This window comes from Ralstonia condita (genome assembly GCF_958405655.1).
Taxonomy (GTDB): Bacteria; Pseudomonadota; Gammaproteobacteria; order Burkholderiales; family Burkholderiaceae; genus Ralstonia; species Ralstonia condita.
The window spans coordinates 37,680-56,124 of the sequence record NZ_CATYWO010000006.1; the positions used below are offsets into that span (position 1 = coordinate 37,680).

18 protein-coding genes are annotated in these 18,445 nt (G+C 64.5%); 10 read left to right on the forward strand and 8 right to left on the reverse strand.

What is annotated here, in order from left to right; translation table 11 throughout:
- Window positions 1–31 precede the first annotated feature (31 nt).
- Both bamC and R2N03_RS17255 read left to right on the forward strand, forming a co-directional pair.
- On the forward strand, window positions 32–1,240 hold the full coding sequence (bamC, locus tag R2N03_RS17250; RefSeq protein ID WP_316659034.1) for an NlpB/DapX family lipoprotein: 1,209 nt from the start codon (window positions 32–34) through the stop codon (window positions 1,238–1,240).
- A gap of 34 nt (window positions 1,241–1,274) precedes the next feature.
- Entirely contained in the window at window positions 1,275–2,060 is a 786-nt protein-coding gene (locus R2N03_RS17255; protein WP_316659035.1) for an MBL fold metallo-hydrolase, read from the forward strand.
- Between the two features lie 132 nt (window positions 2,061–2,192).
- Here R2N03_RS17255 and R2N03_RS17260 read toward each other — a convergent pair whose 3' ends face one another.
- Both R2N03_RS17260 and R2N03_RS17265 read right to left on the reverse strand, forming a co-directional pair.
- The gene (locus R2N03_RS17260; RefSeq protein WP_316659036.1) at window positions 2,193–2,444 is read right to left on the reverse strand and encodes a hypothetical protein; all 252 of its coding nucleotides are present in this window, start codon (window positions 2,442–2,444) and stop codon (window positions 2,193–2,195) included.
- Window positions 2,445–2,681: 237 nt separating this feature from the next.
- Window positions 2,682–3,923 (reverse strand): ribosomal protein uL16 3-hydroxylase, encoded by a 1,242-nt coding sequence (locus tag R2N03_RS17265; protein ID WP_316659038.1) that lies wholly within the window; start codon window positions 3,921–3,923, stop codon window positions 2,682–2,684.
- 11 nt (window positions 3,924–3,934) lie between these two features.
- Here R2N03_RS17265 and R2N03_RS17270 point away from each other — a divergent pair, with 11 nt between their 5' ends.
- The gene (locus R2N03_RS17270; protein WP_316659039.1) at window positions 3,935–4,459 is read left to right on the forward strand and encodes an FKBP-type peptidyl-prolyl cis-trans isomerase; all 525 of its coding nucleotides are present in this window, start codon (window positions 3,935–3,937) and stop codon (window positions 4,457–4,459) included.
- Window positions 4,460–4,503: 44 nt separating this feature from the next.
- Here R2N03_RS17270 and R2N03_RS17275 read toward each other — a convergent pair whose 3' ends face one another.
- The 3 genes from R2N03_RS17275 to R2N03_RS17285 all read right to left on the reverse strand — a co-directional run bounded on the left by R2N03_RS17275 (window position 4,504) and on the right by R2N03_RS17285 (window position 9,197).
- Window positions 4,504–5,562, reverse strand: a complete 1,059-nt coding sequence (locus R2N03_RS17275) for a metallophosphoesterase (RefSeq protein WP_316659041.1) — start codon at window positions 5,560–5,562, stop codon at window positions 4,504–4,506.
- The gene (gene mutS / locus R2N03_RS17280) at window positions 5,562–8,213 is read right to left on the reverse strand and encodes a DNA mismatch repair protein MutS (protein WP_316659043.1); all 2,652 of its coding nucleotides are present in this window, start codon (window positions 8,211–8,213) and stop codon (window positions 5,562–5,564) included. The genes R2N03_RS17275 and mutS overlap by 1 nt, the downstream gene beginning before the upstream one ends.
- 90 nt (window positions 8,214–8,303) lie before the next feature.
- Window positions 8,304–9,197: a LysR substrate-binding domain-containing protein gene (locus tag R2N03_RS17285; protein ID WP_316659045.1), complete on the reverse strand. Its 894-nt coding sequence runs from the start codon at window positions 9,195–9,197 to the stop codon at window positions 8,304–8,306.
- Window positions 9,198–9,307: 110 nt separating this feature from the next.
- Here R2N03_RS17285 and R2N03_RS17290 point away from each other — a divergent pair, with 110 nt between their 5' ends.
- From R2N03_RS17290 to R2N03_RS17305, 4 genes are all read left to right on the forward strand, one after another.
- Entirely contained in the window at window positions 9,308–10,510 is a 1,203-nt protein-coding gene (locus tag R2N03_RS17290) for an MFS transporter (RefSeq protein WP_316659046.1), read from the forward strand.
- Window positions 10,511–10,539: 29 nt separating this feature from the next.
- A complete protein-coding gene (locus tag R2N03_RS17295) occupies window positions 10,540–10,677 on the forward strand; it encodes a hypothetical protein (protein WP_316659047.1) in 138 nt (45 codons plus the stop codon).
- 126 nt (window positions 10,678–10,803) lie between these two features.
- Entirely contained in the window at window positions 10,804–12,597 is a 1,794-nt protein-coding gene (locus R2N03_RS17300; RefSeq protein ID WP_316659048.1) for a methyl-accepting chemotaxis protein, read from the forward strand.
- Between the two features lie 85 nt (window positions 12,598–12,682).
- The gene (locus R2N03_RS17305) at window positions 12,683–14,446 is read left to right on the forward strand and encodes a methyl-accepting chemotaxis protein (protein ID WP_316659049.1); all 1,764 of its coding nucleotides are present in this window, start codon (window positions 12,683–12,685) and stop codon (window positions 14,444–14,446) included.
- On the opposite strand, the gene R2N03_RS17310 is transcribed toward R2N03_RS17305, so the two are convergent.
- Entirely contained in the window at window positions 14,447–15,151 is a 705-nt protein-coding gene (locus R2N03_RS17310) for an MOSC domain-containing protein (RefSeq protein ID WP_316659050.1), read from the reverse strand.
- The gene (locus tag R2N03_RS17315; RefSeq protein WP_316659051.1) at window positions 15,148–15,852 is read right to left on the reverse strand and encodes a glutamine amidotransferase; all 705 of its coding nucleotides are present in this window, start codon (window positions 15,850–15,852) and stop codon (window positions 15,148–15,150) included. Before R2N03_RS17315 ends, R2N03_RS17310 begins: the two co-directional genes overlap by 4 nt.
- 90 nt (window positions 15,853–15,942) lie before the next feature.
- Between R2N03_RS17315 and R2N03_RS17320 the strand changes: the two genes are divergently transcribed.
- The 3 genes from R2N03_RS17320 (at window position 15,943) to R2N03_RS17330 (ending at window position 17,490) form a co-directional block, all read left to right on the forward strand.
- Window positions 15,943–16,491, forward strand: a complete 549-nt coding sequence (locus R2N03_RS17320; protein ID WP_316659052.1) for a helix-turn-helix domain-containing protein — start codon at window positions 15,943–15,945, stop codon at window positions 16,489–16,491.
- Window positions 16,492–16,651: 160 nt separating this feature from the next.
- Window positions 16,652–17,035, forward strand: coding sequence for a hypothetical protein (locus tag R2N03_RS17325; protein WP_316659053.1), 384 nt, complete (start codon window positions 16,652–16,654; stop codon window positions 17,033–17,035).
- Window positions 17,032–17,490, forward strand: a complete 459-nt coding sequence (locus R2N03_RS17330; RefSeq protein WP_316659054.1) for a DUF2846 domain-containing protein — start codon at window positions 17,032–17,034, stop codon at window positions 17,488–17,490. The genes R2N03_RS17325 and R2N03_RS17330 overlap by 4 nt, the downstream gene beginning before the upstream one ends.
- A gap of 65 nt (window positions 17,491–17,555) precedes the next feature.
- Here the strand turns inward: R2N03_RS17330 and R2N03_RS17335 are convergent, their stop codons facing one another.
- The gene (locus R2N03_RS17335; RefSeq protein ID WP_316659055.1) at window positions 17,556–18,368 is read right to left on the reverse strand and encodes an inositol monophosphatase family protein; all 813 of its coding nucleotides are present in this window, start codon (window positions 18,366–18,368) and stop codon (window positions 17,556–17,558) included.
- Window positions 18,369–18,445 lie beyond the last annotated feature (77 nt).

Below are 18,445 nucleotides of genomic sequence, written 5' to 3' on the forward strand. Positions count from 1 at the left end.
CCATCGTTCTCATCCGAAGGATCGCAAGTCAATGAAACTGCACCAAACCCGTCGCGGGGCTGTGGCGACGTCTGCTCACCTGTTGCTGGCCGCGCTGTCGGTTGCCATGATTTCCGGTTGCGATACCGTCAATGAGGTGATGCAGCCGGACCGCATCGATTACAAGTCGCAAGCCAAGAAGGGCCCGACGCTGGAAGTGCCGCCCGACCTGACGGGCATCCAGGCGGACCGCCGTTATGCCGCACCGGATACGGGCACGACCACGCTGTCGGCCTATACGTCGACGGCGCCGAAGGTTACGACACCGGGCGCGGGCACGGAAAACGTGCTTCCGGCCGTGTCCGACATGCGGATCGAACGGGATGGCAACCAGCGCTGGCTGGTCGTGAAGACCACGCCGGACGCGCTCTGGCCGCAACTGCGCACGTTCTGGCAGGAATTAGGTTTCCTGCTGGTGATCGATTCGCCCGAGACCGGCATCATGGAAACCGACTGGGCTGAAAACCGCGCGAAGATTCCGCAAGACATCATCCGGCGCACCATCGGCAAGGTGTTCGACGGTCTGTATTCGACCGGCGAGCGCGACAAATTCCGGACTCGAATCGAGAAAGGCCCGAACGGCACGGTCGAGGTGTACATCTCGCATCGCGGCGCGCAGGAGCAACTGGTGGGGTCGACCAAGGACCAGACCGTATGGACGCCGCGTCCGGCCGATCCGGAGCTCGAGGCCGAATTCCTCGCGCGCCTGATGCAGCGCCTGGGTGCCAGCAAGGAAGCCGCGCAGCAGAAGCTTGCCCAGACGCAGACGGCACACCCGATCGAAGATGGCACCAAGGCTGTCGCCAACGAACCCGCGACGCGCGCTGCCGGCCCCTCGCTGCTGACGCAGGTGAACGGCCAGCCGGCTCTGCAAGTACCGGAACCATTTGACCGCGCATGGCGCACGGTCGGCCTGGCGCTCGATCGCGTCAACTTCACCGTGGATGATCGTGACCGCACGCAGGGCGTGTACTTCGTCCGCTATGCCGACACCCGCGCCGAGGCCAACGCGCCGGGCTTCTTCTCTCGCCTGTTCTCGGGCACGAAGATCGAAGACCTGAAGCGTGCCAAGCGTTATCGCGTGGTGGTCAAGGATGGCGGCAATGCATCGACCGTGACCGTGCAGAACGACGACGGTTCCGCGCAGACCGGTGATATCGGCAAGCGCATCCTGTCCCTGCTCGACGAGCAACTGCGCTGACGCGTGCCATGCAGGACAGCTGCCGGGGTGGGCGATGACATTCAGATTCGCCAGCCTCGGCAGCGGCAGTGAAGGGAACGCGCTGCTGGTCGAATCCACCGATGGGGTGACCTGCACGCGCGTTCTGCTCGACTGCGGATTCGGCATCCGCGAAACCGTGCGCCGGCTCGAACGTTTGGGCTGCGCGCCGGAATCCATCGACGCCATCCTCGTCACGCACGAACATGGCGATCACATCGGCAGCGCCTACGCGGTTGCTGCCAGATACGCTATCCCCGTCTGGACAAGTCACGGCACCTATCGCGCGACGCATCACCTGCGTGGTGCCGATCGCGCAGCCGTGCGCTTCTGTCGTGCCGATGAGCTGTTCTGCGTCGGCGATCTGCAAATACGGCCCTACACCGTGCCGCACGATGCGCGGGAGCCATTGCAGTTTGTCTTTAGCGACGGTGCGCGGCGTCTGGGGGTGCTGACGGATGCCGGTATGTCGACGGAATACCTATGCGCCCATCTCGAAGGTCTGCACGCGCTGGTGCTCGAGTGCAATCACGATCGCGAGATGCTGGCCAACTCGGCGTATCCGTGGTCATTGAAGCAGCGCATTGGCGGGGATTTCGGTCATCTGGCCAACGATATCGCCAGCACCATCCTGGCACGCGTGCGCCATGACGCCCTGCATACGGTAGTGGCGGCACATTTGTCAAAACAGAACAATACCCCGCGGCTGGCTGGCGAGGCGATCGCGGCCGCGCTAGGTGTCCATGCGAGCGATGTTCCAATCGCCGATCAGGAGGAAGGGCTCATATGGCACGCGGTGTGATTCTGCGGCCGATGACCTGTAGGATTTGGAAACAACTTTGAGTGGCAGCAGGTGCCGGGATCTGTTGGCCGGGACGTGGCCATAAAAAAAGCCGACCAGCTGGTCGGCTTTTTTGTCTCGCGAAAACCGCGATTACTGCTTGGCAGCCGGAGCCGAAGCGTCCGAGGCAGCGGCCGGAGCAGCAGCTTCCGAAGCAGCCGGAGCAGCAGCGGGAGCCGAAGCTTCCGAAGCGGCCGGAGCAGCAGCGGGAGCCGAAGCTTCCGAAGCGGCCGGAGCAGCGGCGGCGGGAGCCGAAGCTTCCGGAGCAGCAGCTTCTTCCTTCTTACCGCAAGCAGCCAGAGCCACAGCAGCCATCAGCGAGGCGATCAGGAGAGACTTTTTCATTTTTCGATCCTTAAACTGAATATGGAAAGCGAACAACAGAAAGGGCGATGAATAATTACCGGTAATTATCGCGCAGGTACGACACCTTCTTCTGTGCCGGCAGCCAATTAGTAGGGAACTTCTTAGCTGCAGGCTAGCATCAGATTATAGCGACCTTTACCTACCCTGTGTAGCGGAGTCTGGCCAGACGCACGTTGGATTTGCTTGCTTTTGTAACGATCTGTTTCAGTGATGCGATCAGCGCTGTGTCGGTCCTGTCAGCCGCAACCAGCCTTCTTCGTACCAGGCGTGCAGCGTGTCCATGAGGTCCGGGAGGTCGGCAGCCGCGTCGACCGAGGCCGCACTTGCGTGACGCTGGTCCGCCAACGCCGATAGCCACGCAAGCAGCGTACCTGACGGCTCGAATGTGTCACCGTTGATCCAGAAGCGTTGGCTGTCATAGAGCGCCTGGGTGCGCGCATCCAGCACGATTCCTTCCTTGCGTGCCCGGGCAGTGAAGCGCGCAAGTGGCAGGCGCGGCTGCGTGACGAAATCGACGTGATCCTTGGGTTCGGAAAGATACGCGCCAAGGAATTCGCCGACGAGTTCCGGCGTCCAGCGCAGCGCGTTCAGCTTTTGCGCGAGGGCCTTGACCATCGTCGCCGGGAGTTCCCCCGGGTGCTCCGTAGGCTTCTGGTCGGGGTCGGCGTAGCGGCCCTCGAAGTTGGGGTCGTCTTCGAGCGTTTGCGACAGGAAGCCAAGGAAGTGACCGGCCAACTCCCGATACGACGGCGAGCGAAAGCCGATCGAGTAGGTCATGCAGTCGCCCACGGCCACACCGTCGTGCGCGTAATGCGGCGGCAGATAGAGCATGTCACCGGGCTCGAGTACGAACTCCTCCTCGGCCTGGAAATTGGCGAGGATCTTGAGTGGCAGGTCGGGCACGAGCGTGAGGTCATCCTGCGCTGAAATCCGCCAGCGGCGTTTTCCATGTGCCTGCAGCAAGAACACGTCGTAGGAATCGAAGTGCGGGCCGACACCGCCGCCGTCGGTGGCGAAACTGATCATCACGTCGTCGAGTCGCGCATCCGGAATGAAACGAAAGCGCTGCATGAGCGCCTCGACGGCAGGTTCAACGAGGTTGACGCCCTGCACGAGCACCGACCAGTTGCGCGTCTTGCGTGAGGGCAGGGGGCGTTCGTCGAACGGGCCGTGGTTGAACGACCAGCGGCCGCGGGACTGGGCGATCAGGCGGGACTCCACATCGGGGCGCTCCGCCAGGGCCAGCACGCGTTCGGGCGAGAGCGGAAAGTGCAGCGTGCGCATCTCTTCCAGGGACAGAGCCTGGCGAATGAGCAGGGGTTTCTTCTGCCAGTGGACACGCATGAAATCGCGCGGGGACAGCCCCCCCAGCAACTGTGCCGGCCGGCTCACCGGAAGGGCCGTTTGGGTGCTGCCTTGGACGCCGCCATCGGCAGCGTATAATGAGACTTCGTTCATGGAGTGCGCAATTGAAAATCGCGAAGAATACGGTGGTGTCGGTGGCTTACAAACTGTCCGACGCGCAGGGCAACGTCATCGAGGAATCCGATGAGCCGATGGTGTATTTGCACGGCGGCTATGATGGCACGTTCCCCAAGATCGAGGAAGCGCTGGACGGCCATGAGCAAGGCTTCGAGACCCAGCTGCAGCTCGAGCCAGATGACGCTTTTGGTGAGTACGACCAAGAGCTGATCAAGATCGAGCCGCGTGACCGCTTCCCCGAACCGCTCGAGGTCGGCATGCAGTTCGAGGGTGTGCCAGAGGACGGCGACGAGGAAGATGCCATCGTCTACACCGTCACCGATGTGGCCGAAGACAAGGTTGTGCTGGATGGCAACCACCCGCTTGCCGGCATGGCGCTGCGCTTCGAGCTCAAGGTGACGGACGTGCGCGAAGCTACCGCCGAAGAGATCGAGCACGGCCACGTGCACGGCGAGAATGGTCTCGAGGTGGTGGACGAGGATGAAGACGACAAGCCGCACACGCTGCACTGATGCGTCTATGCCTCAATGAGAACGGGAGCCTCGGCTCCCGTTTTCTATTGTGCGGCGGCGGGCGCTGCCTCGGGCGCCGCAGCGCTGTCAACGTGACGAGTGCGTAGATGGAAGAGTGGAGAGCGGCCGGGCGTCACCGATACTTCCAGCCATTGATCCAGCGTGGGTGAGCCATAGGTGCGCGCGCGCATGACGTGGGGGTCGGGGCGGCCGTCTTCGTCCTTGAGCGGGCGATCGAGCAGGAACGTCCTGCTGGCTCCGTGAATGAGCAAGACGGCCCCTCCGTATTCACGCGTGAGGGTGCGCAACTGGCGCTTGAGCGCGAGATAGCCGTCGTGCGGTCGGCGCAACAGGCCGTCAAACAGGTTCGGGGCGCGGTGCCGTTCCCAGCCATCGTCGAACAGCGGATCGGCCTGCATCATGATCACGATGCCGGGCAGTCTGCGCTGGCGGGCGATGCCGAAGGCGCGGCTCAGCCATTGCCGATTCGCTTCGAGGCGGTCCTCGTATTCACCATTACGTCCGCCGGCCGTCTTGTAGTTGTTGTTGTCGCCAGGCACGTTGAGGGTGACGAACAGTACGCCGTTCGTTTCCCAGCGCGTATTTTCGCGGTAGCTGCGGAACCTCGCCTGGTCGGACTGGCGCATCACCGTCATCGCGCGCTGGCCAAGCGTGTTGTCGTCGGGGTAGAACAGTTCGCGCAGTCGAAGCAGCCGCTCGACCGGGTCGTAACTGCCGGCGGCGGGGCGCTGGCAATCGCTCCAGTCGTGGTCGCCCGGGATGTAGATGACAGGTGCGATCAGGTTGTCGAGCAGATCATGACGTGCCTCGAGCAGGGTATCGGAGCATGGTTCGTCCCGGCCCTTGAGGTTGCCGAGATGGACGACGAAGGCGGGCTGCGCTGTGTCGATGGCATCGAGCAGCGCGCGCGCTGGGCCGACATCTTCGGCGCGCTCGGGCAGGTTGCCGATCACGGCGAAGGAGAATCCGGGCGGCGCGCCAGCTCGGCCTTTCGGCGCTGCAGGTGCCGCAAGGGGAATGAGCATCGCCAGGGTCACAGCAATGCATCGCAGCGAGCGAAAGGCCAAGCAAGATCGGCTCATCACGCACCCGGGTTGGAGAGCGCCTTCAGCCGGTAGATCGCGTCGAGCGCTTCGCGCGGCGTCAGGTCGTCGGGGTCGATCGCGGCAAGCGCATTGGCTAGCACGCTGTTCGGCGCCTCGGCCGGCGCCTCGTCTCCCTCATCGAGCGACGGATCGACGGGCAGCGCGAACAGATCCAGCTGAGGCGTGGCACCGGTATCGGCAGAATGCTGTTCCAGCCACGCCAGCCGCTTGCGCGCGGCGCGGATGACGGGCTGCGGAACGCCGGCGAGTTGCGCGACCTGCAGGCCGTAGCTCTGGCTGGCAGGGCCATCCTGCACCGCATGGAGGAAGACGATGCCGTCACCGTGCTCGACAGCGGAGAGATGCACGTTGGCTGCCTGCGCAAACTCCTGCGGCAGTTGCGTCAACTCGAAATAGTGCGTGGCGAACAGCGTGTGGCTGCGGTTGTGCGAGAGCAGGTGGCGCGCAATGGCCCAGGCGAGGGCCAGGCCGTCGAATGTGCTGGTGCCGCGGCCGATTTCGTCCATCAGCACCAGGCTGTTGGGCGTGGCGCGATGGAGGATGGCGGCGGCTTCGGTCATCTCCACCATGAACGTGGAACGCCCGCCCGCCAGGTCGTCGGCGGCGCCGATACGCGTGAAGATGCGATCGATCGGGCCGATGGTCGCGGCCTCGGCCGGCACGAAGGCGCCTACGTACGCGAGCAGCACCACCAGCGCCGTCTGCCGCATGAAGGTCGATTTACCGCCCATGTTCGGGCCGGTGATGAGCAGCAGCTTGCGGGCGTCCTGCAGCACGCAGTCGTTGGCGACGAACTGCTCGACTTGCTGTTCGACCACCGGATGGCGCGCACGCGTCAGTTCGATGCCTGGGGCGTCGGTGAGCGTGGGGCGCGACCACGACAATGCGTACGCGCGCTCGGCCAGCGTGGCCAGCACGTCGGCTTGCGCGAGTGCCGCCGCAATGCGCTTGAACTCGGGCAAGTGCGGCAGCAGCTTTTGCAGCAACGCTTCGTAGAGCAGCTTCTCGCGAGACAGCGCGCGGTCCTGCGCCGACAGGGCTTTGTCTTCAAACGCCTTCAACTCGGGCGTGATGTAGCGCTCGGCGTTCTTCAGCGTCTGGCGTCGACGGTAATCGTCTGGGACCTTGGCCGCCTGGCCGTTGGTGACTTCGATGTAGAAGCCATGCACGCGGTTGTATTCGACGCGCAGGTTGGCAATGCCCGTGCGCTCTCGCTCGCGGGCTTCGAGGTCGACGAGGAACTGTCCGCAGTTCTCGGATATGTCGCGCAGTTCATCCAGATCGGCATCGTAGCCGCGGGCGATGACGCCGCCGTCGCGCACCATCGCCGCCGGCTCGGCCATGACGGCGCGATGGAGCAGCGCGTGCGCCTCTTCGGGAATGGCCAGCGCGTCGTGCAGTTGTGCCAGCAGCGGGGCGGCATCGCTATTCGGAAGCTGCTCGCGCACCTCCGGCAGGCGTGCCAGCGTATCGCGCAGCGACGACAGATCGCGCGGCCGTGCCGAGAGCAGCGCCAGCCGCCCGGTGATGCGCTCCACATCCGACAACGTGCGCAGCATTGCGCGCAGCGCCTGCCAGTCGCTGCCCAGCAGCACTTCGATGGCTTGCTGGCGCGCTTGCGGTACCGCGCGATCGCGCAGCGGGTGATGCAGCCAGTGACGCAGCAGGCGGCTGCCCATGCTGGTCGCACACGTGTCGAGCAGCGAAAACAGCGTCGGTGACTCCTGACCGCGCAGCGTCTCGGTCAGTTCGAGGTTCCTGCGGGTGGCCGTGTCCAGGCCGATGAACTCGCTTTCGTGCTCGACCGTCAGGCTGATCACGTGGCGCAGCGACTGGCCCTGGGTGGCCGCGGCGTAGTTCAGCAGGGCGCCCGCAGCGGCCAGGGCCGCCGTCAGCGATTCGGCGCCGAATGCCACGAGGCTTGCCACGCCGAGCTGCTCGCGCAGGCGCCGGGCGCCGGCCTCCACATCGAAATGCCAGTCAGGCAGCCGCGTGCGGGCCACGTCGTACTGGATGGCGTTGAGCGTGGCATCGTCGGCCAGCACTTCTGCCGGGCGGATGCGCTCGAGTTCGCGCTCGAGCTGATCCGGGCTGCACTCCATCACGCGCAGCTCGCCGCCCACGAGGTTCAGCCATGCGAGGCCGACCAGCGGTGCGGCGCCGCGCTTTCCCGGCACATGCGCGATCGCCAGCAGATGGTTGTTGACCTTGTCGGAGAGGAGGGCGGCGTCGGTGAGTGTGCCGGGGGTGACCACGCGCACCACCTTGCGCTCGACCGGGCCCTTGGTGGTGGCCGGGTCGCCGATCTGCTCACAGATGGCGACCGATTCGCCGAGCTTCACCAGCTTGGCCAGGTATTGCTCCACGGCGTGGAACGGCACGCCGGCCATGCGGATCGGCATGCCGTTGGTGCTGCCCCGCGCGGTGAGCGTGATGTCGAGCAGGCGGGCCGCTTTTTCGGCGTCGTCAAAGAACAGCTCGTAGAAATCGCCCATGCGATAGAAGACCAGCGTGTGCGGATGGCCCGCTTTCAGACGCAGGTACTGCTGCATCATCGGCGTGTGCTTATCGAATGGGCCGTATTTCGGGTCGATCTCCAGAGCCGGAGCGGCGGAGTGTTCAGCCATGCGGTGTCAATGCGCGGCGCGCGATCGATCGGTCGCACGCGGAAGGTGTTGAATCGCGCAATTGTTGCACAGCCGTGAGGCGGTTTCACTTCAGGCGGCTTGGGCGAGCCGCGTCTCCAGGAAGTCCAGAAAGCAGGTAATGCGCGAAGCGAGCTGCGTGTTGCGGTAATAGACAGCGTGAATGGGCTGCAATACCTCTACCGTAGTCTCGGGCAGCACCTGCACGAGAGCGCCGTTGCGGCGGTCTTGGGCCGTCATGAAATCGGCCAGACAGACGATGCCCGCGCCCTGCAGGGCGAGCTGGCGCAGGGTTTCGCCGCTCGACGCCTTCAGCGCCGGTTCAATGTGCAGACGATCGCCATGCGGCCCGCGCAGCGGCCATTGGTTCAGCGATTCGGGCTGTACGAAACCGAGCAGTGCGTGATCCTTCAGCGCATCGACGCTGCGGGGCCGGCCGCGCGCTTTCAAATAGGCGGGGCTGGCGAGGACGCGCAGGCGCCGCGTGCCCAGCAGGCGTGCGCGCAGCGTGGAATTGCGCAGCGCGCCGATGCGGATGGCGACGTCGGTGTCTTCTTCCAGCAGATCAATGACGAGGTCGTTGGTGTTCAGTTCCAGCTCGATCTGCGGATACCGGGCGCGGAAATCCGGCACGAGCGGCGCGATCACATGCAGCATGAACGGCATGGCGGCGTTCACGCGCAGGCGTCCGGCGGGCTGCTGGCGCCGCAGCGCGATCTGCTCCTCGGCTTCGTCCACCGCGGCAAGGATGCTGCGTGCCTGTGCCAGAAACGCTGCGCCTTCGTCCGTCAGCGATAGCCGCCGCGTGGTGCGCGAGAGCAGTGTCGTCTCCAGCTTCTCCTCAAGCCGGCGCAGGGCACGGCTCACGCCCGATACCGTCTGGCCAAGCTGCTCGGCGGCGGCCGTCACGGAGCCGGTATCCACCACGGTGCGGAAGGCGAGCAGTTCTTCGAGCGTCGTTTTCATGGTTGATTATCAATTCACAGTCAAAAGTATTCTGCACAACGCGGGGTTTTTTGCAAAGACGGGCACGCCGATACTCCAGCCATCGATTCATCGGTTTCATGGAGGGCACCATGCCTATTGCTTTGTTTGCGCTCACCTTGAGCGCGTTTGCCATCGGGACGACCGAGTTCGTCATCGTTGGCCTGATTCCTACGGTGGCGGCGGATCTTGGCATCACGCTCCCCTCGGCCGGGCTGCTGGTCAGCCTGTATGCGCTGGGCGTGGCGATTGGCGCGCCCGTGCTCACGGCACTGACCGGGCGGCTGCCGCGCAAGACGCTGCTGCTATCGCTCATGGCGCTGTTCACGCTGGGCAATCTGCTGGCGTGGCGTGCACCGACGTACGAATCACTCGTGCTCGCGCGCGTGCTGACGGGGCTGGCACATGGGGTGTTCTTTTCCATCGGCTCGACCATCGCGACCGGGCTGGTCCCGAAGGAGAAGGCCGCGAGCGCCATCGCCATCATGTTCACCGGCTTGACCGTGGCGCTGGTGACGGGCGTGCCGCTGGGCACCTTCATCGGCCAGCATTTCGGCTGGCGCGAGACGTTCCTGGCGGTGTCCGCACTCGGCGTGATCGCGTTTGTGGGTAGCCTGCTGTTCGTGCCGCGCCAGATCGCGCATACGCCGCCGGCCTCGCTGATGCAGCAGGCCAAGGTGCTGGCGCAGCCGCGGTTGCTGATGGTCTACGCCAAGACGGCTATCGGCTACGGCGGTTCGTTCATCCCCTTCACCTTTCTTGCGCCGATCCTGCAGGATGTAGCCGGCTTCAGCGCGGGGGCGGTGGGCTGGGTGATGCTGGTGTATGGCGTATCGGTTGCCGTGGGCAATCTATGGGGTGGGCGCCTGGCCGATCGCAAGGGGCCGATTGCCGCGCTGCAGATCATCTTTGCGCTACTGGCTGCCGTGCTGTTCCTGTTCACATTCACGGCGCACCATCCGTGGGCAGCCGTGGCGACGGTGCTGCTGTGGGGGGCGGTGGCGTTCGGCAACGTGCCCGGGCTGCAGGTGTATGTCGTCAAGCAGGCTGAGCGATTCACGCCTCAGGCTGTCGATGTCGCGTCGGGCCTGAACATTGCAGCCTTCAATCTTGGGATCGCCGGCGCGGCATGGGCCGGCGGGCTGATCGTCACGCACCTCGGCCTGATGCACACGCCCTGGATTGGCGCACTGGTGGTACTGGTGTCGCTGGCACTCACGTCGTGGAGCGGCGTGCTCGACCGCCGCAGCGGTATCGGCCCGCGCTTTGATGGCCCCATGCCGGCCAGTCACTGATTCGATCCCATGAACAAAAGGACAACCGCATGGACGCTGCTTGCAACGTTCCTGCCTTCGGTCCTGGCACGTTCGGCTTGACGGGCCAGACCGCGATCGATTCCGTACAGAGCGACATGGACAAAGCGGAAGTCGGGCAGCCCATTGCCCCGGAATGGGATCGTTGACGGCCAGACAGACGGCGGCGGCTCAAGATTGGTGAACATGTTGCCGATACATCATCCGGAACACTAAACCATCGGGAGATGTATTGCGCACGCAGTGCCGCTGTCTTCCGCTCCGGAGACTCTGGAATGAGCAAGCTCAGCTTCCGCCAAAAACTTTGGCTGCCGCTGGTCATCAGCATCGTTGCACTGACCTTGATGTCGGTGTTCAACGCCTATCAGGCGCGCGAAATCCGCATGGAAGAGCGCAAGAACAACCTGGTCAGCGTCAGCACCATGGCCTTGAACCTCGCCAGTCAGTATGACGATCTGGTCAAGAGCGGCGCCCTGACCAAGGAAGAGGCACAGAAGCAGGCACTCGACCGCTTTCGCGCACTGCGTTACGACAAAGACGGCTACTTCACCATCACCAATTCCAGCAACGTGGTGGTGATGCACCCGATCAAGGCCGAGCTGGTCGGTAAAGATCAATCCGGCTTCAAGGATGCACAGGGCAACGCCGTCTATGTTGGCCTGTCCGAGGCAGCCAAGGGCCCGAACGGCGGTTTTACCACCTATGTCTGGCCGCACGTCGGCGGCACGGAGCCGGTGCCCAAGACGGCATTTGCCATCCGCTACGCGCCGTGGGACTGGGTGTTTTCCACCGGCGCCTATATGGACGACATCAACGCTGCGTTCATGACGTCGCTGTATCAGACCGGCGCTGTGCTGGTGCTGGTGGCGATCTTGCTGGTCGTGCTGGGCACGATTGCGAACCGCAGCCTGCAACGCACGCTGGGCGGCGACCCGGCTTACGCAGCCGACGTGGCCAATCGCATTGCGGGCGGCGATCTGACCGTGGAAATCTCGACCCGTCCTGGTGACGACCACAGCTTGCTCTACGCGATGGGCCGCATGCGCGGCGCGCTGGTGCAGACCATCGGCAGCATCAAGAGCGCATCGGACACCATCGGCACGGCGACGCGCGAAATCGCAAGCGGCAACCTCGATCTGTCTTCGCGCACGGAGCAGCAGGCCAGCTCGCTGGAAGAGACGGCATCTGCCATGGAGCAGCTCATGTCGACCGTGCAGCAGAACGCCGACAACGCGCAGCAAGCCAACCAACTGGCCGTCTCAGCCTCTGATGTGGCGGTACGCGGCGGCGACGTGGTGACGCGCGTGGTGGAGACCATGGGGTCCATCAACGCCTCGTCGCGCAAGATCGTCGACATCATCGGCGTGATCGACGGGATTGCATTCCAGACCAACATCCTCGCGCTGAACGCGGCGGTAGAGGCTGCCCGCGCCGGCGAACAAGGGCGCGGATTTGCTGTCGTTGCAGGCGAGGTGCGCAGCCTGGCCCAACGCAGCGCCGCAGCCGCCAAGGAGATCAAGGGGCTGATCGACGACTCCGTGGTCAACGTGGAGGCCGGCAGCGCACTCGTGGAAGAAGCTGGCACGACCATGCGCGAGGTGGTCGCCAGCGTCAAGCGCGTGACGGACATCGTCGGAGAAATTTCCTCTGCGAGCCAGGAACAGCGCTCGGGAATCGAAGAGGTCAGCCACGCCGTCACGCAACTCGACGACGCCACCCAGCAGAACGCCGCACTGGTGGAGCAGGCCGCGGCCGCCGCGCAGTCGCTTGAAGAGCAAGCCGGCAACCTGACGCAGATCGTCGCGCAGTTTCGTCTGCACTCAGACGCGTTGCGCGCCGGCCCGGCCGCAAGCGCCGCACCGCCGGCGCCGAAGGCGATTGCCGGCGGGAATGCCGCACCGCGCCCGCAACCGGCTAAACCGAGTCCCGAAGCAGCGAAACCGCGGCTCAGGGCCCGCAAGGCTCCGGTACTCGCCAAGCCTGCTGCGCCGGCAGCGGCGCCGTCCGGTGCCGTCAAATCTCCATCGCTGGTGGCCGCCGGCAACGATGCCGACTGGGAAACGTTCTGACCTTCATTGATCTCGCGCGCGCAATCGCGCGTGTGCCTGCTTCCGGCATGGTGCAGTCGTCTGCCGGCCGGACCCGGAGACCTAGATGGATCGCATTCTGAAAAACACCAGCGTACGCACCGGCCTGCTGGCAATTCTCTTCACCTTTGCGATGATGATCGTGGTGGGGGCGGTGGTCGGTGTGCTGGCCCTGCGCATCACGAACGAAGCCACCGGGCGCGTCCACGAAATCTCGGATCGCAGCATGCTCCTGAATGACGCATACAAGGACATGCAGCGCGCCCGCACCGGCATGGCGCGCGTCTACGGCGCGCTGCGCGAAAACATGGACGAGGCTGCCAAGGCAGGTGCCATCGAGAGTTCGGAAAATGGACTGAAGAAGTCGATCGCGCAGGTCGAGGCATTCAAGAACGAGCCGCCCATCGAAGGCGTCGATGAGACATTGCATCAGTCGATCGTCAAAGCCGCCCAGACGCACATTGAAGCGGTGCAGCGCGCCATGGCGGCGTTGCGTGCGGGCGATGCGGCCGGCTATACCGAAATCAACGACAAGGACGTGACTGCAACGGGCACAGCCTGGTCGGTGCAGATCGAGCGCTTTCAGCAGCTCGTCAAACGGCTTGCGCAGGAGCAGACCGATGGTGGCCGCACGCGCTACGCCCTGATCCTGAAGTTTGTTGCGCTGGGCATTGCCATGGCCCTGGCATTGATCGTGGCGGTGTTCTACGGGCTCAGGGCTTTCGTCATCACGCCTCTCAACGAAGCCGTCGAGGTGCTGACGCGCGTTGCCGAGGGCGACCTGGCCGTTCAGGTAAAAGCCGGCGGTCGCAATGAACTGGGCCGTCTGCTCGCGGCGGTGGCCCGCATGCGCGAGAGTCTGGTGAACACCGTGCGGCAAGTGCGCAGCAGTTCCGATTCGGTCAATACGGGCGCGCATGAGATCGCCAGCGGCAACCTGGATCTGTCTTCGCGTACCGAGCAGCAGTCGGCTTCGCTGGAGAAGACCGCCGCCAGCATGGAGCAGATGACGTCCACCGTGACCAACAACTCCGAGAGCGCACGCCAGGCCAGCGCACTGGCGTCCAACGCCGCCGATCTTGCCTCGCGAGGCGGTGAGGTGGTGCTCGGCGTGGTCGCCACGATGGACGACATCAGCGCGGGCTCGCGCAAGATGGCCGACATCATCGGCGTGATCGACGGCATTGCCTTCCAGACCAACATCCTGGCGCTCAACGCCGCGGTGGAAGCGGCGCGTGCCGGCGAGCAGGGACGCGGGTTTGCCGTGGTAGCGGGCGAAGTGCGTGCGCTGGCACAGCGCAGCGCGGCCGCCGCGAAGGAGATCAAGACGCTGATCGACGACTCGGTCTCGCGTGTGCAGGCAGGCCATACGCAAGTGGCGCAGGCCGGTGAGACGATCAGCGAGACTGTCGAGGCCGTACGCCGCGTCGCCAACATCGTGGAAGACATTGCCGCCGCATCGGCCGAGCAGACGCAGGGCATCCTGCAGATCGGCCAGGCGGTGTCGGAAATGGAGCAGGTCACACAGCAGAATGCCGCGCTGGTGGAGCAGGCTGCCGCTGCGGCGCAGTCGCTCGAAGAACAGGCGCAGAACCTCACGCAGGTGGTGTCGCAGTTCCGGCTCGACGGATCGGAGGCAACCGTGGGTGCATTCAAACCCGCGAAGCCTGTGGCTACGGTTGGTGCAAAGCCGACCAAGGCGCAGCGTACGGCGCTGCCCAGGCGCGAGCCCAGGGTGGGCGCTGTCGCCACGGTTCCGGCTGCGCCCGCCAGGGCAAAGCCCATGGCGGCGGCTGGCGCTGGCTCCGGCTCGGATTGGGAAACCTTCTGATCAGTGACCCAATGCTGGGCCATCGATCCGTTTGGTCCAGCTTTCCACCTCGCCGCGCGCGAGCCGGCCTTCCACCAGCTTGCGCCATGAAGGGGTGAGCGGCAGCGCCAGCATCGCCGTCAGCGCCGTTGGGTCCAGCGTGTTGCGATAGAGCACATCCAGCACGCGCGTCAGCGGCCATTGGGGCCACGGACGCTCCACCCACTCGAGCGTATCGCCGGCCTGGAGCGTGCCGCCTTCCAGCACCCGGTAATACCAGCCTGTGCGCCCCGTATGCTGGACGCGATGCGCCATGTCGCGCGTGTCGAAGCGATCGTTCAGCTTCCAGCACGGCTGGCGCAGTTGCGATACCTCCAGCACCACCTTGCCTGCGCGCAGGCGATCTCCCACGCAGATGTCGCCTTCGGTCAGGCCCGCGGTACTGAGGTTCTCGCCGAACGCGCCGGGTCGGGCGAGCAGGGCGTGCGGGCCGATGTCGTTGCGCCACGCAGCGTAGTGATCGAACGGGTAGTGGTGGATCGCCTTGTCGGGGCCGCCATGCACGCGCCGGTCGCCTTGCTCATCGCCGAAGATGCCGTTGATGTCGACCTGCACCGCCACGGTTACCGGGCGCTTATGGATGGCGCTGCGCGAGCCAGGCCGGGTGTAATCGACTGCGCGGCCGGCAAGGAGCGCGTCGATACGGATGGGCGCTGGGAGCGTCATGCGGCCTCCGCTTGGTCGAGCCACGCAGTAAAGACCTCGCGGGCACGCTGTGACAGCCGTTGAGCCACGACGGGCGCCTGTGCACGCAACATGCGCGGGTCGATGCTCGCCGCGCCAAGCTCAGCCGCATGCCCGATCAGCCATGCTTCGATCGTTTCGAGATTCGCTTCCAGATGGAATTGCAATCCCAGCGCGTGGTTGCCGATAGCAAAGGCTTGCTCCGGGCACATGGTCGTCGAAGCCAGCCGGCGCGCACCGGGCGGCAGTTCGTATTGGTCGCCGTGCCAGTGGAGCACCGGTGTCCCGTCGGCCAGCGGCGCGAGCGGGGAGTCTGCGCCCTCGGCGGTCAGCGTGATGGGTGCAAAGCCGATTTCCTTCTGGCCCATCGGCCTGACTGCCGCGCCCAGCGCCCGCGCCATCAATTGCGCGCCCAGGCAGATGCCAAGCAGCGGTTTGCGCGCCGCCAGACGTTGGGCAATGACGGCAGCCTCCTCGGGGATGAACGGATAGACCGCATCGTCATACGCGCCAATCGGGCCGCCCAGCACGATCAGCAGATCGGCATCGGACAGGTCGGCGGTCGGTAGCGGCTGGATGCCCACATCGACGTGCCGCACGGCGTAGCCGCGCGCTTCCAGCAGCGGCTGCAGGAGGCCGAGATGCTCGAATGGCACGTGGCGCAGGGCAAGAGCGGTTTTCATGGTGGGCCGGGCAGATCGGCAAGCCGGTATTCTATGACACCGTGTGTCATATGGGACAATCTTTCGCCTGTTCATGACACATTCGTTTCCATGACCGTACGCCTCAAACCGCTACGCAAGAACCACGGTTGGTCGCTTCAAACCCTGGCCGACAAGACCGGCCTGACCAAGAGCTACCTCTCCAAGGTCGAGCGTGGGGTCTCTGTGCCGTCGATTGCCGTCGCGATGCGGCTGGGCCAGGCACTGGGCATCCCCATTGAAGAGTTGTTTGGCGAGAACGCCGCGACTGCCGCCATGACGGTGGTACGGGCGGCGGACCGCACACGCGTCGGCAAGCCGGGTACGCAGCCACGGTACGAAGGCATTGCCACCCAGCGCGCCGGCAAGACGCTGCAGCCGTTCGTGATCTATCCGCCCGCCGACTTTAGTGACTCGCCCTTCAAGGAGCACGCTGGTGAAGAGCTGCTGTTCGTTCATCGCGGCGAGATCGAAGTCGCGCTCGCCGGCCAGATCGTGCGGCTGGGGGTCGGCGATTCGGTGATGTTCGATGCACGCATTCCGCATCGGACGCGCTCCGTGGGCGCGGAGCAGGCCCAGGCCCTGGTGGTCGTCAGCGTTCCCGCGGAGCGCGCTGACTGAGAGCCGCTAATATCAGACGATAAAAATCTGCATCATGGACCCCCTCTAAAAAGGGAATTCGGGGGGATGCTGCTTCGGTGTCACGTCTTTAAGATCGAGTGCCAAAGCGTGCCGCCTCGGCACCTGAAAGACCATGTTGGAGGGCGTTGTGCGAAAACCGATGCTGCGTTGGTTTGTGGCAGGCATTGCCTTGATTGGCCTGGGTGCGTGTGCCCCGATGGTCCCGACCGCACCGGCCGCGCTGGCCGTCGACAGCGCGGCAAGCCCAATGCGAATCCAGATGACGGCGCCTGCAGAGATCCGGCTGGATACGGGCTACACGCGCACCCTCGCTGCCGGCTCCCGATGGCAACGCGTAGGCGCGCTGCCGCAAGGTGATGTCTACCGGCCCGTTGGCACCATCTTCACGATCGAGGGGCGGCAAGTGCATGAAGCCTATCTCGTGATCGCTGGCGGGCGCCTCGTCGGTTTCTATCTGCCCGGCGAGCAGGCGTATTCCCCCCTTTCCAAAGCCATTTCCATTTCGACAGGAGCATCACAATGAAGGGAGTTTTGCGCGCATTGCTTTCAGCCATCGGCATCACCGTCCTGATGGCCGGTTGCGCGTCGGGCGTGAAGTATTCGGAGATGGCTTCGACAATTCCGACGCTCAAGCAGGATCAGGGCCGCGTGTACTTCTTCCGCTCGTCGTCGATGTTCGGCGCGGCGGTGCAACCGGACATCAAGCTCAATGGCGAAGTGGTGGGTCAATCCAAGCCGGGCGGTTTTTTCTTTGTCGATCGCCCTGCTGGCAAGTACGTCGTGTCGACCGCCACGGAGACCGAGAAAACGCTGAGCTTTGCACTGGATGCGGGCGAGACCAAGTACGTGCGCACATCGCCGTCGCTGGGACTGATTGTCGGCCGTGTGGTGCCGGAACTGGAAACGCCGGAAAAGGCGCAGGCTGAACTGCCATCGCTGAGCTTTACGCCGAACCAGCCTCAGTCAGCCAAAAAGTAACGGCTGGCTGGCGTAAAGAAAAAGCCCGCGCGAAGCGGGCTCTTTTTTGTTCTGGTGCCGACCGATCAGGCTTCAGCCTTCGCGCGCGAGAACGGCGCGGTGATCTTGATCATCTGCACAAAGGCCTTCGGGTTGCCGGCCAGGATTTCGCCCTGATCGAGGTAGCCCGACTCGCCGCAGTAGTTGCCCACCAGGCCGCCCGATTCCGAGATCAGGAGCGAGCCGGCAGCCATGTCCCACGCATTCAGCCCTTGCTCGAAAAAGCCATCGAGCCGGCCGCAGGCCACGTAGGCGAGGTCCAGCGCGGCGGCGCCCGGGCGGCGCAGGCCGGCGCAGTTTTCCGTCATGGTGGCGAACAGCCGGGTGTAGTCGTACAGGCCTTCCAGGTCGCGGTAGGGGAAGCCTGTGCCGATCAGGCAGTCGGCCAGCTTGTCGCGGCGCGTGACGCGGATGCGGCGGTTGTTCAGGAAGGCGCCCGCACCCTTGGAGGCGGTGAAGAGTTCGTCGCGCGTCGGGTCGTACACCACGGCCTGGGTGACCACGCCGCGTTGCATCAGCGCAATCGACACGCCATATTGCGGAAAGCCGTGGATGAAGTTGGTGGTGCCGTCCAGCGGGTCGATGACCCACACATTTTCGCTGGAGGTCTCGCCGTCGGCCCAGGATTGGCCGGACTCTTCCGCTAGAATCGCGTGATCGGGGTAGGCTGTCTTGATGACTTCGATGATCGCGGCCTCGGCCGCGCGATCGACTTCGGTGACGAAATCGTTGTGTCGTTTGCGCTCGGTGCGCAGGCTATCGACGTCGAAGGACGCGCGGTTGATGATGGTGCCGGCCTTGCGGGCAGCCCGGACGGCGATATTGAGCATCGGATGCATGACGGATCTCCGCGCCTGACACGCTTTTGGCAGCAGGCGAACAACACAGCGAATTGTAGAAGAACGAGCGGCGGGCC

Bases quoted from the DNA above. Each gene is read 5' to 3' on its own strand.
- R2N03_RS17260 (WP_316659036.1), bottom strand. From the start codon at position 2,444: ATGAAAAAGTCTCTCCTGATCGCCTCGCTGATGGCTGCTGTGGCTCTG.
- R2N03_RS17285 (WP_316659045.1), bottom strand. From the start codon at position 9,197: ATGAAAACGACGCTCGAAGAACTGCTCGCCTTCCGCACCGTGGTGGAT.
- R2N03_RS17330 (WP_316659054.1), top strand. From the start codon at position 17,032: ATGAAGGGAGTTTTGCGCGCATTGCTTTCAGCCATCGGCATCACCGTC.
- R2N03_RS17290 (WP_316659046.1), top strand. From the start codon at position 9,308: ATGCCTATTGCTTTGTTTGCGCTCACCTTGAGCGCGTTTGCCATCGGG.
- R2N03_RS17305 (WP_316659049.1), top strand. From the start codon at position 12,683: ATGGATCGCATTCTGAAAAACACCAGCGTACGCACCGGCCTGCTGGCA.
- R2N03_RS17275 (WP_316659041.1), bottom strand. From the start codon at position 5,562: ATGAGCCGATCTTGCTTGGCCTTTCGCTCGCTGCGATGCATTGCTGTG.
- R2N03_RS17295 (WP_316659047.1), top strand. From the start codon at position 10,540: ATGGACGCTGCTTGCAACGTTCCTGCCTTCGGTCCTGGCACGTTCGGC.
- bamC (WP_316659034.1), top strand. From the start codon at position 32: ATGAAACTGCACCAAACCCGTCGCGGGGCTGTGGCGACGTCTGCTCAC.
- R2N03_RS17315 (WP_316659051.1), bottom strand. From the start codon at position 15,852: ATGAAAACCGCTCTTGCCCTGCGCCACGTGCCATTCGAGCATCTCGGC.
- R2N03_RS17310 (WP_316659050.1), bottom strand. From the start codon at position 15,151: ATGACGCTCCCAGCGCCCATCCGTATCGACGCGCTCCTTGCCGGCCGC.
- R2N03_RS17300 (WP_316659048.1), top strand. From the start codon at position 10,804: ATGAGCAAGCTCAGCTTCCGCCAAAAACTTTGGCTGCCGCTGGTCATC.
- R2N03_RS17255 (WP_316659035.1), top strand. From the start codon at position 1,275: ATGACATTCAGATTCGCCAGCCTCGGCAGCGGCAGTGAAGGGAACGCG.
- R2N03_RS17265 (WP_316659038.1), bottom strand. From the start codon at position 3,923: ATGAACGAAGTCTCATTATACGCTGCCGATGGCGGCGTCCAAGGCAGC.
- R2N03_RS17320 (WP_316659052.1), top strand. From the start codon at position 15,943: ATGACCGTACGCCTCAAACCGCTACGCAAGAACCACGGTTGGTCGCTT.
- R2N03_RS17335 (WP_316659055.1), bottom strand. From the start codon at position 18,368: ATGCATCCGATGCTCAATATCGCCGTCCGGGCTGCCCGCAAGGCCGGC.
- R2N03_RS17325 (WP_316659053.1), top strand. From the start codon at position 16,652: ATGCTGCGTTGGTTTGTGGCAGGCATTGCCTTGATTGGCCTGGGTGCG.
- mutS (WP_316659043.1), bottom strand. From the start codon at position 8,213: ATGGCTGAACACTCCGCCGCTCCGGCTCTGGAGATCGACCCGAAATAC.